Below are 16827 nucleotides of genomic sequence, written 5' to 3' on the forward strand. Positions count from 1 at the left end.
TAGCCCCGTACGTGAAAAGACCTGTGTGGTACTGAGCTAACGACAAGTAGGGCGGGACACGAGAAATCCTGTCTGAATATGGGGGGACCATCCTCCAAGGCTAAATACTCATCATCGACCGATAGTGAACAAGTACCGTGAGGGAAAGGCGAAAAGAACCCCGGGAGGGGAGTGAAATAGATCCTGAAACCGCGTGCTTACAAAAAGTAGGAGCCTCGAAAGGGGTGACTGCGTACCTTTTGTATAATGGGTCAGCGACTTACATTCAGTGGCAAGGTTAACCGAATAGGGAAGCCGTAGAGAAATCGAGTCCGAATAGGGCGATTCAGTCGCTGGGTGTAGACCCGAAACCAAGTGATCTATCCATGGCCAGGATGAAGGTGCCGTAACAGGTACTGGAGGTCCGAACCGACTAGTGTTGCAAAACTAGCGGATGAGCTGTGGATAGGGGTGAAAGGCTAAACAAACTTGGAAATAGCTGGTTCTCTCCGAAAACTATTTAGGTAGTGCCTCAAGTATTACCGTCGGGGGTAGAGCACTGTTTTGGCTAGGGGGTCATGGCGACTTACCAAACCAAGGCAAACTCCGAATACCGACGAGTACAGCTTGGGAGACAGAGCACCGGGTGCTAACGTCCGGACTCAAGAGGGAAACAACCCAGACCGCCAGCTAAGGTCCCTAAAACGGGCTAAGTGGGAAACGAAGTGGGAAGGCTAAAACAGTCAGGATGTTGGCTTAGAAGCAGCCATCATTTAAAGAAAGCGTAATAGCTCACTGATCGAGTCGTCCTGCGCGGAAGATGTAACGGGGCTAAGCCAGTTACCGAAGCTGCGGATTTGCAATTTATTGCAAGTGGTAGGAGAGCGTTCTGTAAGCCTGTGAAGGTGTCTTGTAAAGGATGCTGGAGGTATCAGAAGTGCGAATGCTGACATGAGTAGCGTTAAAGGGGGTGAAAAGCCCCCTCGCCGTAAGCGCAAGGTTTCCTACGCAACGTTCATCGGCGTAGGGTGAGTCGGCCCCTAAGGCGAGGCAGAGATGCGTAGCTGATGGGAAACAGGTCAATATTCCTGTACCGATTACAAGTGCGATGTGGGGACGGATCTTAATAGGTTATCCGGCTGTTGGATGTGCCGGTTTAGACAGATGTAGGCGACACGTAGGCAAATCCGCGTGTCATATACCGAGGCTGTTGATCGAGCGAGCTTGCTCGCGAAGTAACTGAACGAGGTCCCAGGAAAAGCCACTAAGCTTCAGCTTGTAATTGACCGTACCGCAAACCGACACTGGTGCGCGAGATGAGTATTCTAAGGCGCTTGAGAGAACTCAGGAGAAGGAACTCGGCAAATTGACACCGTAACTTCGGAAGAAGGTGTGCCCTAGTAGTGTGATGAGAACATCTGAGCACGAATGGGTTGCAAAAAATTGGTGGCTGCGACTGTTTATTAAAAACACAGCACTCTGCAAACACGAAAGTGGACGTATAGGGTGTGACGCCTGCCCGGTGCTGGAAGATTAATTGATGGGGTGCAAGCTCTTGATCGAAGTCCCAGTAAACGGCGGCCGTAACTATAACGGTCCTAAGGTAGCGAAATTCCTTGTCGGGTAAGTTCCGACCTGCACGAATGGCGTAACGATGGCCACACTGTCTCCTCCTGAGACTCAGCGAAGTTGAAATGTTTGTGATGATGCAATCTCCCCGCGGAAAGACGGAAAGACCCCATGAACCTTTACTGTAGCTTTGTATTGGACTTTGAACAGATCTGTGTAGGATAGGTGGGAGGCTTTGAAGCAGGGTCGCTAGATCTTGTGGAGCCAACGTTGAAATACCACCCTGGTGTGTTTGAGGTTCTAACCTAGGTCCATTATCTGGATCGGGGACAGTGCATGGTAGGCAGTTTGACTGGGGCGGTCTCCTCCCAAAGTGTAACGGAGGAGTTCGAAGGTACGCTAGGTACGGTCGGACATCGTGCTAATAGTGCAATGGCATAAGCGTGCTTAACTGCGAGACTGACAAGTCGAGCAGATGCGAAAGCAGGACATAGTGATCCGGTGGTTCTGTATGGAAGGGCCATCGCTCAACGGATAAAAGGTACTCTGGGGATAACAGGCTGATACCGCCCAAGAGTTCATATCGACGGCGGTGTTTGGCACCTCGATGTCGGCTCATCTCATCCTGGGGCTGTAGCCGGTCCCAAGGGTATGGCTGTTCGCCATTTAAAGAGGTACGTGAGCTGGGTTTAAAACGTCGTGAGACAGTTTGGTCCCTATCTTCCGTGGGCGCTGCAGATTTGAGGAAGCCTGCTCCTAGTACGAGAGGACCGGAGTGGACGCACCTCTGGTGTACCGGTTGTCACGCCAGTGGCATTGCCGGGTAGCTAAGTGCGGAAGAGATAACCGCTGAAAGCATCTAAGCGGGAAACTCGTTCCAAGATGAGATCTGCCGGGGCCTTGAGCCCCCTAAAGAGTCGTTCAAGACCAGGACGTTGATAGGTCAGGTGTGGAAGCGCAGCAATGCGTTAAGCTAACTGATACTAATTGCTCGTGAGGCTTGACCCTATAACTTTGATAAAATCTCAAAGTCAAATGTCAAACGACAGAAATGTCATGTGTATGCCGATATGGATCAATTGATTGGTCCAGCTCGTTGGCAGCAATCAAAAATCAGCTGATTCGAAGCTCTATGAATTCGTTAGGTTTGTGCATTTGTACAAACCCGACAACAAGTTATGCCTGACGACCATAGCGAGGTGGTACCACTCCTTCCCATCCCGAACAGGACAGTGAAACGCCTTTGCGCCGATGATAGTGCGGGTTCCCGTGTGAAAGTAGGTCATCGTCAGGCTCTTACCCAGCCCCCAAACCCCCTCGTGCCTCATGGCGCCTGGGGGTTTGGGCTTTTCGGATCTGAATCTCGGATGGCATCCATCGCCTCGGGAGCGAAGTTTGGTTCAAACGTTGTAAATGTAGCCAGACTCTATGCGCAGGGCGTGGCTCGCAATCAGTTCGCTGATCAAGGTGTCGAGTGATTCGCGGAGAAGGTGCTCAGCAGTGGGGTTCGACCGTTGCTCGATGGAGGCGATGTAGGGGGTGTTCCGGTACCAGTCAAAGAGTTCTTGAATCGACACGGATTGCCACTCGAGCAATTTGAACTTGATGAGGACTTTGAGCGCATGCCGGCGATGCTTGGCCGGATGTCGAGTGAATTGGTCGAGACGGCTTCTGGCGCGCTGCAGTGCCCCAGTGATTCCCTCAAATACCGAGCCGTGACCAGGAATGATGATGTTGGGAGCCAAGCGTTCGATCAGGTCCAGGGTATCTGAAACTTCGTTGAATGCGTCGATGCCTTCCAGTTCCGGGAAAACGATGCCAAACCCGTTCTCCCACAGCGCATCGGCCGAGATGAGGATGCGTGACTCGCGTTGAAAAAGGACCACGGAATGCGGATCGTGACCTTTGGCGGCGTGTATTTCCCAGGTGTCCCGGCCCAATCGCATGCTGGTGCCAGGGCTCAATACGCCTTGATGGATGAACGGGGGACATGATTGGCCAGTGGGGACGTAGGTCAGCGCAACAGGATCCCATGTTGCGACCGACGCCGCCTGACCCGGAGGAATCAGGGTGTGCAGATGGGGAAACACACTTTGCAGTTGAGCATTGCCACCGCAGTGATCGCTGTGAAGGTGGGTGTTCAACAGCAGGTCCAGAGGACGTCCGTGCAAGTCGTCCCGCAGCAAGGCGAGCGTTTGTTGCGCGTGTGTGCAGTAGCCCGAGTCAACCAGCGCGCTGGGGCCATCGCCTTGCAGCAGGATGTTGTTGGACGAAAGCCAACCACGTTCAAAGACGGTCACACCTTTCTCGGCCAGGTTTGAAATGACGGTGGGCTTGTCGTGGAGGGGAGGCATTCTATGCACCGCTTGTGTTGAAGAACAACTTTGGAAGGCGGCCGTATGGCCAGCGATCACCCGTGGCGCACCAACTCACGGCTCAAGGCCGCGCTGCAGGCTTCCAGTGGTTGGTCGAATAGCGCGGCTATCCACCGCGACTCCCGCTCCTGGATTGTGTCAAGAAATGCGCGCGCATCACCCAGTGCGGAGAAAGCGTCAAATCCGCTTTCGAGAAAGTGCTGCAATGCGTCCAGTCCAGCCAAGTGCGCTGGGTTGCGCATCATCCGCAGTCCCAACCGCAGGCTTTTCAGGCGCGTGAGGCGCTGCAATTCAAGCCCCATGTGCTGGACGACAGAAAGTTGTCGATCTCGAGCAGCCCGCGAATCGGTCAGCCGCCAGCTCAGGATGTAGCGCGTTGCCGTGGGCATCGCGCTGTTCAGCGTGAGCCAGTGTGTGGCGAGTTGTTGATCCAGCACCTCGGTCAGCGCGTGGGTCTCGGCCAAGTCGACGGCCAGTTGCGCAACGGCTTCGGGAAACAAGCGCTCCAGGGCTCCGGCAATTCGCGAAAATTGGGCATCGCGCTGCATGAAGTCGTGCACGCCGTAGAGTTCGTCGAGGAAAAAACGGGTGGCGGGAGCGTATCGCGCTTGCCCCAGAAAGTCGGCGTACGTTGCGCGAAACCGAAGGGCCTGCAATCGCTTGATATCGTCAACAGCCGACTTCAGTCCTTCAGCTTGTGCCCGCACACGCAGTTGCTCCACGCGCGCCAGATGCGCTCGTATCAGGTCTGCGGCGAGGGGATGTTCACTCATGTGGGACAACAGGCTTTTGAAGAGTCTAGACGGAGAGCCTCGGACCAGGTGTCGCGGATGATGACCGCGTGATCCGCCCAGGTGGGGGCAGGCATGCGATAGTTTGAGGATGAAATCGCCGACTCCATCCTTGGCTGCTGCAGCCCGCCCAGTCTCTTCCTCGCTCGCCAGGCTCCAACAGTCGATGGTCCTGATGGCCTTCGCGGTGGCCGGGGCATGGTTGTGCTGGATGGGGCCACGTTCTGCTGCTTGGGCTGCGGCGGGTGTGGGTGCCGTGTTCTTGGGGTATGCCGTCATTCTGGCGGTGGAGATGGTCGCTGCCGCGATGGTCAACCGCCATGATGCGGCGCCCAGGGCCAATGCCGCCCAGTGGATGGCGGCTTGGCGCCAAGAGGTGCGGGTGGCCCCGCTCGTGTTTGCATGGCGGCAGCCATTTTGCTGGAGGCAACTGCCGGACAGCGCCGAGGGGAGGGCCTCTCAACGGGCGGTGGTCCTGGTCCATGGGTTCGTCTGCAACCGCGGGTTCTGGTTGCCATGGATGAAGCGACTGCGAGCCCTCAACGTGCCCTACGTGTCGCTCAATCTGGAGCCGATCTTCGGCTCGATTGACGAATATGTGCCGCTTATGGACGCAGCTGTGGCGCGGGCCACAGCGCTGACAGGCCTGGCGCCAACGCTGATCTGCCACAGCATGGGCGGACTGGCCGCGAGGGCATGGCTGGCCAGTTCGCCGGGCGCAGCCTCACGTATCGACAAGGTCATCACGATTGGAACGCCGCACCGCGGCACCTGGCTGGCCCGATTCAGCCACCTGAACAATGGACGCCAGATGCGCCACGACTGTGACTGGCAGCAAGACCTGCTGTCGCGCGAGCTGCTGCTCCACGCCGAGCGCAACGCCGATCGGTTTGTCTGTTGGTACAGCAACACCGACAACATCGTCTTTCCGGCCTCGACGGCCACACTCCCCGGCTCCGACAACCGTCTGGTGGCTGGTGCTCCCCACGTTGCGTTGGCGTTTCACCCGAGGGTGATGAACGAGTCGCTGGCGATGGTGGCATCGGGTCCCAGCTCGCCGAGCGAGCGCACCGCCTCATAGATTGGCGCAAAGTCGGGCGCAGTCATCTCGAACAGCTGCTCGAAGCTGTCGATGACGAAGTAGGTGGCCTGGTAGTCGTCGATCTTGTAGCGCGTGCGCATGCAGCGCAGCAAATCCAGCGCAATGCGCTGCGGCTGCGGGCTGGTGACGCTGTGGCGCAGCTCCCCCGATGAACTGAGGATGCCGGCGCCATAAGCCCGCAAGCCGCCAGCCTGGCGGATCAGGCCGAATTCAATGGTGTACCAATACAGCCGCGAGAGCAGTTCGCCCGCACCCAGGTCGTGTGCCTTCAGGCCACCTGCGCCGTAGCGCTGCACGTAGTCGGCAAACACCGGGTTGAACAGCAAAGGCACATGGCCGAACAGATCGTGGAACACGTCGGGTTCGACGATGTAGTCGAACTCGTCGGGCTGGCGAATCCAGTCGGTGACGGGAAAGCGCCGGTGGGCCAGCAGGTCGAAGAACGGACGTTCCGGAATGAGGCCGGGCACGGCCACAATTTCCCAACCGGTCGCGGGCCTGAGGCGCTCGTTGATTTCCTCGAAGCGCGGAATGCGGTCCTTCACGCCCAGCGAGGGGAGCGCCTCGATGAAGGTGTCACAGGCCAAGCCTGGCAGCAGCGCGGTCTGGCGCTCGTAGAGGCGTTGGTAGGTGTCATGGTCGGCCTCGGTGTAGGAGGCCCAGTTCTGTGGGCAGGTGTAGTCGACCTGCGCGCGTGAGTAGTCGCCGCGCGGTGGGCGGTCGCTGGCGCCATAGACGACGGGTTCAACGGCCATGGCGTGTGCCCTCAGGCCTTGAGCACGCCACGGCGCACCTGGTCCAACTCCATGGTCTCGAACAGGGCCTTGAAGTTGCCTTCGCCAAAGCCCTGGTTGCCCTTGCGCTGGATGAACTCGAAAAATATCGGGCCGAGCTGGTTCTCGCTGAAGATCTGCAGCAGCAGCTCGCCGGGCGCGCCATCCACCAGAATGTTGCGCTGCTTCAGCGCCTCCACATCTTCACCGTGATTCGGGATGCGGTTGGGCAGCAGCTCGTAGTAGGTGTCACTGGTGTTGAGCAGCTTCACGCCACTGAGCTCGAGCGCGTCGACCGTGTTGTACAGGTTGGTCGAGCCCATCGCGATGTGCTGGATGCCTTCGCCGTGGTAGCGGTCCAGGTACTCCTGGATCTGCCCCGCCTTCTCGTTGCCCTCTTCGTTGATCGGGATGCGGATCTTGCCGCAGGGGCTGGTCATGGCCTTGCTCTTCACCCCGGTGGCCTGGCCTTCGATGTCGAAGTAGCGCACCTCGCGGAAGTTGAACAAGCGCTCGTAGAAGCCGGCCCACTCGTCCATGCGGCCGCGGTGCACGTTGTGCGTGAGGTGGTCAATGTAGGTGAGGCCATGGCCCACGGGGTTGAGCTCGGCACCGGGCAGGGGCTCGAAGTCCACATCGAAGAAGCCGATGTTGCCGATGTCGCCCTCCTTGGCGCCGTTCTTGCCACGCCAGCGGTCGATGAAATAGATGATGGAGTCGCCGATGCCCTTGATGGCCGGGATGTTCAGCTCGCCCGGACCGGCCGACTGCGCGTAGCCCCAGGCGCCCAGCGAAATGGCGCGCTCGTAGGCGGCCTTGGCATCGCGCACGCGCAACGCGATCGCGCACACACTGGGGCCATGCAGGCGTGCGAAGCGTTGCGCAAAGCTGTCGGGCTCGGCGTTGATGATGAAGTTGATCTCCCCCTGGCGGTACAGCGTCACGGCCTTGTGGCGGTGCTTCGCGATCGGTTTGAAGCCCATGCGCTCGAACAGGGAGCCCATGGCCACCGGGTCGGGCGCGGCGTATTCGATGAACTCAAAACCGTCGGTGCCCATGGGGTTCTCCCATTCGGAGACGGCGTTCTGGGCGGCAGTGGGCAAGGCGTTGTTCATGGCAGTCTCCGTTGGGCGAGGGTGATTCGCCACTGTATCGGCGCAGCGTGTCACGATTCCGGCGTTTTGGGGCGCTCCACTTGTCCTTCTTGCAGGAAACATGCATAGTTCAAAGAATGGAAGCACTGGACAAGCTTGATCGACACATTTTGCGCAGCCTGCAGGCCGACGGCCGCGCCACCTACGACCAGATTGCCGAATCCGTCGGCCTGTCTCCCAGCGCTGTGTTGCGACGCGTGCGCCGGCTCGAAGAGGCGCACGTCATTGACCGCTACGTGGCCCTGGTGCGCCCGGAAGCCGTGGGCCTGGGTCTCACAGCGCATGTGAACGTGCGACTGGAGAAGCACGCCGGCAGTGCAAAGCGCAACCCCATGGACCAGTTTCGCGCCAGTGTTCTGTCGTGGCCCGAGGTGGTGGAATGCGCGGCGCTCACTGGCGAGATGGATTTTCAGCTGCGCTTGGTGGTGGCGGACATGGCGGCCTATTCACGCTTCATGATGGACACCTTGCTCAAGCACCCGAGCGTGCAGGACTGCAAGACCAGTTTCGTGATGGACCGTGTGAAAAGCACGACCGCTTTGCCGCTTTAGACCATGACGCGAGGCGACCAGCAGTCGCCTGCAGTCCGCCCATCGGGTGCCTGAGGGTTTAGGGGCATCAGTCCTTGTGAATATAGGGATAACCCTTACATTTCTGCCATGGTCGATCCCACCCGTTGGTTCAAGTCTGCAACACCGCCCGCCCAGGCGCCGGTCAGCGCAGCTGCGAGCGGGGCGCGTGCGCCCACTGACCACAGTTTTCCGTCCACCAGCGTGGTGGTGCCCATCCGATCCATCGGCCCCGGCCAACGCGACCGAATCCTGGACCACCTGCTGTCGCTGGAGTCGCACGACCGCTATCTGCGCTTTGGATACGCGGCCAACGACGAGCAGATCACCCGCTATGTGGATCAACTCAACTTCGAGCGCGACGAACTCTTCGGCATCTTCAACCGCAAGCTCGACCTGATCGCCATGGCCCACCTGGCGTTCTCGATCGACCCGCAGTACACCAGTTGTGCCGAGTTCGGCGTGTCGGTGGCCAAGAGCGCACGCGGCCGGGGCTATGGCAGTCGGCTGTTCGAACGCGCTGTGATGCACGCTCGCAACGAAGGCGTGACGCAGCTGTTCATTCACGCCCTTTCGGAGAACACCGCCATGCTGAAGATCGCGCGCCACGCTGGCGCCATCATCGAGCGCGACGGCTCCGAGTCGGAAGCCCACCTGCGCCTGCCACCAGCCAATTTCGATTCGCGCATGACCGAGTTGGTCAACCAGCAGGTCGCCCTCACCGACTACCACCTCAAGGCCCAGGCCAAACAGTTCTGGAGCCTGCTTGCCGTGTTGCAAGACATTCGTCAGGGTGTGCGCGAAGCACGCGAACGCGTGCGCGGCTGACGCTGTCCGTGAGAGCGGTGGCGGCCTGACCGCCTTTTTGCTCCGAGACACCGGCTTGGGGTATCCTTTCGCACCGTTACAACTCCCCCCAACCTTCAGTGGCCGAATCCCCTCCCAGTAGTGGGCCGCAGCGCAGCCTGCGGCATGCCGACAAACGTGGTTTCCTGCAAAAGCTCGCGGAGTTCATCCACCCCGGGCCGGACTCCAAGGATGAACTGATCGAGACCCTCGCCGACGCCGAGGACAACGACATCATCAACGCCGAGTCGCGGGTGATGCTCGAAGGCGTGATCCGCATCGCCGACATGACTGCTGGCGACGTGATGGTGGCCACGCCACGCATGGATGTGCTGGACATCGATGCACCCTACGACGAGTTGCTTCATCTGGTCATCGACACGGCGCACTCGCGCTTTCCGGTCTTTGAGGGCGAGCGCGAAAACATCATCGGCATCCTGCTGGCCAAGGACCTGCTCAAGCTGCAGCGCGCCCCTGAACTCAACATCCGTGCCTTGCTGCGCCCGGCCACCTTCGTGCCCGAAACCAAGGGGCTCAACGACCTGTTGCGCGAGTTCCGTGGCAACCGCAACCACCTGGCGATCGTCATCGACGAGTTCGGCCGCGTGGCCGGCCTCATCACCATCGAGGACGTGCTGGAGGAAATCGTCGGTGAGATCGAAGACGAATTCGATGTCGCCGAGGACGAGGGTGACATCTTCGGTCTGGCCGACAGCACCTGGCGCGTGAGCGGCGACACGCCGATCGAGCGCATCAACGAATCCTTCGGGCTGAAGCTCTCGGAGGACGACTTCGACACCATCGGCGGCATGATCGCCCACGCCATGGGCCATGTGCCCAAACGCGGCGAGGTGTACGAGCTCGAGGGCCTGCGCTTCACCGTGCTGCACACCAAGGGCGGTGCCGTGAAGTGGTTCAAAGTCGCGCCCGTACCGGCCGAGCCCTGAAGCCGCCCGGTTTATGCGCAGCCTGTTCGGATCGCTTCACACGCCGTCGAGTTTCAACCCGATGAGCCGCCGTCCTCCGGGGCGCAGCGCTCGAGGCAGCGGCTATTTCTGGTGGTGGATCTGCCTGGCAGGCGGTGTCCTCCAGGCGGCCTCCGTCGCGTGGCCGTTCCCCGGCTGGAGCTTGCCGGGCATGAGTGCGGGCCAGCCCAGTGGCTTCTGGCAGATTGTTTCGTTGTCCATGCTGGTGTTGGCCCTGCAATACGCCACACGTGTGGGGCAGGCGGCTTGGCGGGGCTGGGTGTTCTCCACGGCATGGCTGTCCGGCACCTTCTGGTGGTTGTTCATCTCGCTGCACACCTATGGCGGTCTGCCAGCCTGGTTGGCGGTCGTGGCGGTGTTGACGCTGGCGGGCTTGCTCTCCATCTACTACGCCGTGGCCGTGGGCTTGTTGTGCAGCTGGGCGCCGGTTTCTCGGACCGCCCAGGCGCTGCTGTTTGCGTCGCTCTGGACATTGGCCGAACTGGCGCGCGGCCATTGGTTCACTGGTTTCCCGTGGGGCGCCGGAGGTTACGCCCAGGTGGACCTGATGGCGCCGTGGGCTCCGCTGGTGGGCGTGTACGGCATGGGTTTTCTGGCCGCCATCCTGGCCTATGCGTTGGCCTCGCTGATCTCGGGTTTGTGGCGGCGCGTGAGCACCTGGATGCTGTCGCCGGTGAGCCGTCCGGTCGGACGCACCGCAGTGGGTTCGCGCATGGCCGCGCCAGGCCCGCGTGTGCAGGCCCGCGTGGTCCCCGGGCTCACGGATGGCTGGTGGGGCCTGGCACGCACGTGTCTGCTGCTGTTGGCGGTGGCGGCCTTGCTCATGAGCATGCTCGCAGGCGGCCAGGCTTGGCGAACTCTGGGCCACCGCGGAACCACCGGCGCGGGTGAACTGCGGGTGTGGCTGCTGCAAGGCAACATTCCACAGGATCAGAAATTCGAGCCCGGGACCGGCATCGCCCAGGCCCTGTCCTGGTATCCGCAACAGATCGGTCTGGCGGTGGATGCTGCGCGCGCCAACACCGCCACCGGGCCGCAGCTGGTGGTGGCGCCCGAGACGGCCATTCCCCTGCTGCCCGACCAGCTGGGTGCCGAGTTCTGGAAACCGCTGCTCGGCAGCCTGGCGGATCAACCGGTCGGTGGGGTGAGCACCCTGGTCGGCCTGCCCCTGGGCAGCCTGGAAGAGGGTTACACCAATTCGGTGTGGGGGTTGAACCCCGAAACCGCAGCGAAGGAGCGAGACCGGGTCGATGTGCCTGGCGCGCTCGGCTCAGGGATTTACCGGTATGACAAGAATCACCTGGTGCCGTTTGGCGAGTTCATTCCGCCGCTGTTTCGCTGGTTCACCGATTTGATGAACATCCCCCTGGGCGACTTCAACCGGGGCGGCCTGGCCCAACCGTCGTGGCCGGTGGCCGGGCAGCGCCTTGCACCCAACATCTGCTTTGAAGACCTCTTTGGCGAAGAGCTGGCGGCGTCGTTCGGCAGTGCGGCCACCGCCCCAACCGTGCTGATCAACCTCAGCAACATCGCCTGGTTCGGGGATTCTGTGGCCATCGATCAGCATCTGCAGATTTCCCGGCTGCGCGCCATCGAACTGGGCCGACCCATGCTGCGGGCGACCAACACCGGCGCCACGGCCGTGATCGACCACAACGGAGTGGTCACGCACCAGCTTGAACGCCTCACACGTGGTCGGCTCGAAGCCACAGTGCAGGGGCGCAACGGCATCACGCCCTACGCCCAGTGGACCGCGCGCTGGGGACTGATGCCGATGTGGGTCGGCTGCCTGGTGCTCGTGCTCGTCATCGCGTCGCTGCGCAGCCTTGGCCGGCGTGGCGGACGTACCCGACGGCGCTGAGCCACCGCGCGCGGCATCAGCGATTCGGCAGGAATCGCTCAGAAGTCCATCAAACGCCTCGCCAGATGCCTTGATACAACCCAAGGTGCCCCACCAATTCGGCGGGAAATTCTTGCGGGAGTTCTCCATGGCGTCATCCATTCCGTTCGATCATCCCTCGCTGGTGCTGGGTCATGTTGTCAATACCGACCTGCTCAACCTCCTGGAAAAGATCGCCGGCCTGCAGGCCAAGACCGATGCCGCTTTCGAGCGGATGAACTCGTTCATTGCCATGCGGCGGGGGCTGAGCATGACCATCAATGAACTGGTCGGCCTGGGCGTGGACATCACGGAGCTCAAGGAAAGGATCGTCGACCTGAACAAGAAAGTGAGCGACGCGGCGCGCGACTACATGACGGCGCGCATCACGAACGACACTGGCGTGCAGCAACTGCGCGAAGAGGTGGCGTCCATCGAGAACGTTGCGGGGCTGGAGAGTCCGCTGGATTTCACGGGAGTGCAGGTCGCGCGGCTGTCGCTGGCCTCCGATTCGATCAAGATCGACCTTCAGTATTTTTTCTACGGAAGCAACGACGACACCCAGACCGCCGCCATCTCGGGCATCGAGAGTGCGATCCGCGAAACCACCTCGCCACTGGGCCCCACCGCCCGGGAGGTGCCCAAGGCCGCCGCGGCCCAGATCAGCCAGCAGCTCAAGAGCCACAACCTGGTCGGCACGCTGGTGATCACCGCCAGCGCCACACACCGATCATCAGCCATGCTGGAGCCGCTCAAGCTCGATGTGGACAAGGCGGTGGAGGTGTGGAACAGCGTGCACAGCGGTGCTGGCGACGGCATCAACACCTCCGACCTGGCGGCGATGATTCAGGCGTCCGAAGCGCAGGAGGGCGCTGCCAATGCCCGAACGCTCACCCTGCTCACGGGGGCGAACTACGGCTCCAGCTTCATCGGCATGGTGCACATGGTCAACAGTGAAGCCACCGGCACCGGCTTGGGCGAAGAGCAGGAACAAGCCTTGCAGGAACAGATGCGCTTGGGAGGGTGGATGAAAGCGGCCACCGGGGGTTTTGGCATCGATGAATCGGTGCTCGACAACGTGCGCAAGCTCCTCAGCACCCAGAGCGTGTCCACACATGCCAACCTCATCGTGTTGGGGGCAGTGCCGACCCTGTCGTCATCGCAGTTGCGCCTGGGCGTGGCCACCTTGCTGGACGATCAGTCGCGCGCGTTTGCGGGCTCGCAGGGCCAGCAACACGAGGCACGACAGACTCCCAGTTCCATGGCGGATGCATCGGTCAAAGGCGGGCAACAGGTGGCTCGGCAAAGTGGCCTGATGCAAAGCGTGATTCAGGGGCTGGGCGCTATCGACCACGGAAGCAACAAGGTGGTGGACCTCAGCACCTTGATGAATGCCTTCGACAACTACATCACTCAGGTCTCGGACACCCAATCCGTGGGTATTCCGATCAGCTTCTTCTTCAAGAAAATTTCCAAGAGCCACATCGCCCGCCTGTGGCTCGACAAGTACTTCTCCATGGCCAAGGCCAAGGGGGACCCCGCTGCGGCCAGGAGCACCGCAGTGAAGTGACCGGCTGCACCGGGTCGGGCGGGGCGCGCCCGTAAAATCGGGTGTTTGCGCAGCCGTGGTCGGCGCGCTCCTTCCCCATCCTTCGCGGCCCGCGCGCCAGCCCCATGTTGACCTTCCAGCAAATCATCCTGACCTTGCAGTCCTACTGGGACAAGCAAGGCTGCGCCCTGCTCCAACCCTACGATATGGAAGTGGGCGCCGGCACCAGCCACACCGCCACCTTCCTGCGCGCGCTCGGCCCCGAGCCCTGGAAAGCCGCCTACGTGCAGCCCAGCCGCCGCCCCAAGGACGGCCGCTACGGCGAAAACCCCAACCGACTGCAGCACTACTACCAATACCAGGTCGTCTTGAAGCCGGCGCCCAGCAACATCCTGGAGCTCTACCTCGGCAGCCTGGAAGCGCTGGGTTTCGACCTGAAGAAGAACGATATCCGCTTCGTGGAAGACGATTGGGAGAACCCCACATTGGGCGCCTGGGGCCTGGGCTGGGAGGTGTGGTTGAACGGCATGGAAGTCACGCAGTTCACTTACTTCCAGCAAGTGGGTGGCATCGACTGCAAACCCATCACCGGCGAGATCACCTACGGCCTGGAGCGCCTGGCCATGTACCTGCAGGGCGTGGACAACGTCTACAACCTCAAGTGGACCGACACGCTCAGCTATGGCGACGTCTACCTGCAGAACGAGAAGGAGCAGTCGGCCTACAACTTCGAGCACAGCGACGCCGACTTTCTGTTCACGGCGTTCACTGCGCACGAGAAGCAGGCCAAGCACCTGATGGAGCAGCAGCTCGCGCTGCCCGCCTACGAACAGGTGCTCAAGTGCGCGCACAGCTTCAACCTGCTGGACGCGCGCGGCGCCATCAGCGTGACCGAGCGCGCCGCCTACATCGGCCGCATTCGCAACCTAGCGCGTGGCGTGGCCCAGAGCTACTACGAGAGCCGCGAGCGCCTGGGCTTCCCCATGGCGCCGCGCGAGTGGGTGGACCAGATGGTGAAGAAGGCTGCGTGAGCGCCCGGAGAAAGAACAAGAATGACTGCACAGAACCTGCTCGTCGAGCTGTTTGTTGAAGAGCTGCCACCCAAGGCATTGAAGAAACTGGGCGACGCATTTGCCGCCGTGCTGGCCGACCAGCTCAAGGCCCAGGGCCTGGCGCCCGCCGACGCGGTGGTGACGGCGTTCGCCTCGCCTCGCCGCCTCGCCGCACATGTCACCGGGGTGCTGGCCCGCGCGGCCGACAAGGCCGTGTCGCAAAAACTCATGCCGGTGAACGTGGGCCTGGACGCCAGCGGCCAGCCCACCCCCGCACTGCTCAAGCGCCTGGGTGCGCTCGGCGCCGATGCGTCGGCGGTGGCGGGCCTCAAGCGTGCGCCCGACGGCAAGGCCGAGGCGTTGTTTTACGAGAGCGTGGCGCCCGGGGCCGCACTGGCCGCGGGACTGCAGAAGGCGCTGGACGAAGCGCTGGCCAAACTGCCGATTCCCAAGGTCATGAGCTACCAGCTGGAGACCGATTGCGAGCTGCCCGGCTGGACCAGCGTGAACTTCGTGCGGCCGGCGCACGGACTGGTGGCATTGCACGGCAGCACCGTGGTGCCCGTGAAGGCATTGGGACTGAAGTCGGGCAACACGACGCACGGTCACCGCTTTGAAGCGACCGTCTCACCCGTGGTGCTCAAGGATGCGGATGGCTATGCACTCACGTTGCTGGGCGATGGCGCGGTGATCGCCTCGTTCGCCGAACGCAAGGCCGAGATCGCACGCCAGCTCGCCGCAGCTGCTGCCAAGGTGGGTGGCGGCTGCAGGCCCATCGAAGATGACGCACTGCTCGACGAAGTCACCGCATTGGTGGAACGACCCAACGTGCTGATCTGCGAGTTCGAGAGTCAGTTTCTCGACGTGCCGCAGGAGTGCCTGATTCTCACGATGAAGGCGAATCAGAAGTACTTTCCGATGCTCGATGCGCAGGGAAAGCTCACCAACCAATTCCTGGTGGTCAGCAACATCAGCCCCACCGATGCGAGCGCGGTGATCGGCGGCAACGAGCGCGTGGTGCGCCCGCGCCTGGCCGACGCCAAGTTTTTCTTCGACCAGGACCGCAAGAAGACGCTGGCCTCGCGCGTCGAGGGCCTGGGCAAGGTGGTCTATCACAACAAGTTGGGCACGCAGGGTGAGCGCACCGAGCGGGTGCGCGCGATTGCTCGCGCAATCGCGCAACTACTTCGCGATGTCACCTCTCAGGTTGATAAAGCAGCACAACTCGCCAAAACCGATCTGCTGACCGACATGGTGGGCGAGTTCCCCGAACTGCAAGGCACCATGGGCCGCTACTACGCGCTGCACGATGGCGAATCTGAAGAGGTGGCGTTCGCAGTAGAGGATCACTACAAGCCACGTTTTGCGGGCGATGAACTGCCGCGCAACACGACAGGTGTCGTTGTGGCACTCGCGGACAAACTCGAAACTCTGGTCGGCATGTTCGGTATCGGCAACGTGCCCACCGGAGACAAAGATCCGTTCGCGCTGCGTCGTCATGCACTGGGCGTGATCCGGATGTTGACCGAGAAAGATCTGCGGCTGGAACTGTCAACGCTGCTCGATGCGTGCTACAGCGTGTTTGGCGACAAACTCCCAGCCGTTCGGGCTGAGCCTGTCGAAGCCCTCTCCAGCTTCATCTACGACCGCCTTGCCGGCAGCCTGCGCGAGCAGGGCGGTACCGCGCAGGAGGTCGATGCTGTGCTCGCCTTGAAACCCCAGCGTCTGGGTGATGTGACCAAGCGGCTCGCCGCCGTGCGCACCTTCGCCGCCCTGCCCGAAGCCCCCGCTCTCGCCGCCGCCAACAAACGCATCGGCAACATCCTCAAGAAATCCGAAGGCGAGGGCGCTGCGGTTCAGCAAGCATTGCTCGTCGAGCCTGCCGAGCAGGCGTTGTTCGCCGCCATGCAGACCACCGTGCCCGCCGCCAACGCGAAGTTCGACGCCGGCGACTACACAGCCAGCCTGCAGTCGCTCGCCGCGCTGCGCGCCCCTGTCGACGCTTTCTTCGACGGTGTCATGGTCAACGCCGACGACCCCGCGCTCAAGGCCAACCGCCTCGGTTTGCTCAAGCAATTGCATGTCGCCATGAACCGCGTCGCCGACCTGTCGCGCCTCGCCACATGAAGACCCCCACGCTCCGCCGCTTCGCGGGTCGCTGCCCCCCAAGGGGGCGCGGCCTTGCTTGGGGCGGCCCTGCGCT

12 protein-coding genes and 2 rRNA genes (1 of these 14 running past the window's edge) are annotated in these 16827 nt (G+C 61.4%); 10 read left to right on the top strand and 4 right to left on the bottom strand.

Annotated elements, in window-relative coordinates:
- Positions 1 to 2556: ribosomal RNA gene (locus tag ASE11_RS05475) — 23S ribosomal RNA — on the top strand; it begins 323 nt to the left of the window's first position.
- A 173-nt stretch (positions 2557 to 2729) separates the two neighbouring features.
- Positions 2730 to 2842 (top strand): 5S ribosomal RNA (rrf, locus tag ASE11_RS05480).
- Between the two features lie 106 nt (positions 2843 to 2948).
- On the opposite strand, the gene ASE11_RS05485 is transcribed toward rrf, so the two are convergent.
- Together ASE11_RS05485 and ASE11_RS05490 are read right to left on the bottom strand one after the other, a co-directional pair.
- Positions 2949 to 3902 carry an MBL fold metallo-hydrolase gene (locus ASE11_RS05485; protein ID WP_056267544.1) on the bottom strand — a complete coding sequence of 318 codons (954 nt, stop codon included), beginning with the start codon at positions 3900 to 3902 and terminating at the stop codon, positions 2949 to 2951.
- Between the two features lie 56 nt (positions 3903 to 3958).
- Positions 3959 to 4696, bottom strand: a complete 738-nt coding sequence (locus ASE11_RS05490; protein ID WP_235501208.1) for an FFLEELY motif protein — start codon at positions 4694 to 4696, stop codon at positions 3959 to 3961.
- Positions 4697 to 4805: 109 nt separating this feature from the next.
- Here ASE11_RS05490 and ASE11_RS05495 point away from each other — a divergent pair, with 109 nt between their 5' ends.
- Positions 4806 to 5795, top strand: coding sequence for an esterase/lipase family protein (locus tag ASE11_RS05495; RefSeq protein ID WP_056267547.1), 990 nt, complete (start codon positions 4806 to 4808; stop codon positions 5793 to 5795).
- Here the strand turns inward: ASE11_RS05495 and phhA are convergent.
- Both phhA and hppD read right to left on the bottom strand, forming a co-directional pair.
- A complete protein-coding gene (gene phhA / locus ASE11_RS05500) occupies positions 5717 to 6571 on the bottom strand; it encodes a phenylalanine 4-monooxygenase (protein ID WP_056267551.1) in 855 nt (284 codons plus the stop codon). The genes ASE11_RS05495 and phhA overlap by 79 nt on opposite strands.
- 11 nt (positions 6572 to 6582) lie before the next feature.
- On the bottom strand, positions 6583 to 7704 hold the full coding sequence (hppD, locus tag ASE11_RS05505) for a 4-hydroxyphenylpyruvate dioxygenase (protein WP_056267554.1): 1122 nt from the start codon (positions 7702 to 7704) through the stop codon (positions 6583 to 6585).
- Positions 7705 to 7820: 116 nt separating this feature from the next.
- Between hppD and ASE11_RS05510 the strand changes: the two genes are divergently transcribed.
- From ASE11_RS05510 to glyS, 7 genes are all read left to right on the top strand, one after another.
- A complete protein-coding gene (locus ASE11_RS05510) occupies positions 7821 to 8294 on the top strand; it encodes an Lrp/AsnC family transcriptional regulator (RefSeq protein WP_056267558.1) in 474 nt (157 codons plus the stop codon).
- 108 nt (positions 8295 to 8402) lie between these two features.
- Entirely contained in the window at positions 8403 to 9140 is a 738-nt protein-coding gene (locus ASE11_RS05515) for a GNAT family N-acetyltransferase (RefSeq protein ID WP_056267562.1), read from the top strand.
- 98 nt (positions 9141 to 9238) lie between these two features.
- Positions 9239 to 10105 (top strand): HlyC/CorC family transporter, encoded by an 867-nt coding sequence (locus ASE11_RS05520; RefSeq protein ID WP_082585551.1) that lies wholly within the window; start codon positions 9239 to 9241, stop codon positions 10103 to 10105.
- Positions 10106 to 10166: 61 nt separating this feature from the next.
- On the top strand, positions 10167 to 12005 hold the full coding sequence (gene lnt, locus ASE11_RS05525; RefSeq protein WP_056267565.1) for an apolipoprotein N-acyltransferase: 1839 nt from the start codon (positions 10167 to 10169) through the stop codon (positions 12003 to 12005).
- A 127-nt stretch (positions 12006 to 12132) separates the two neighbouring features.
- Positions 12133 to 13593 carry a hypothetical protein gene (locus tag ASE11_RS05530; protein ID WP_156406247.1) on the top strand — a complete coding sequence of 487 codons (1461 nt, stop codon included), beginning with the start codon at positions 12133 to 12135 and terminating at the stop codon, positions 13591 to 13593.
- A 104-nt stretch (positions 13594 to 13697) separates the two neighbouring features.
- A complete protein-coding gene (gene glyQ / locus ASE11_RS05535; protein ID WP_056268214.1) occupies positions 13698 to 14603 on the top strand; it encodes a glycine--tRNA ligase subunit alpha in 906 nt (301 codons plus the stop codon).
- 21 nt (positions 14604 to 14624) lie between these two features.
- Positions 14625 to 16751 carry a glycine--tRNA ligase subunit beta gene (gene glyS, locus ASE11_RS05540; RefSeq protein WP_056267572.1) on the top strand — a complete coding sequence of 709 codons (2127 nt, stop codon included), beginning with the start codon at positions 14625 to 14627 and terminating at the stop codon, positions 16749 to 16751.
- Positions 16752 to 16827: the final 76 nt, after the last annotated feature.

Source organism: Hydrogenophaga sp. Root209 (genome assembly GCF_001428625.1).
Lineage (GTDB): Bacteria > Pseudomonadota > Gammaproteobacteria > Burkholderiales > Burkholderiaceae_C > Hydrogenophaga.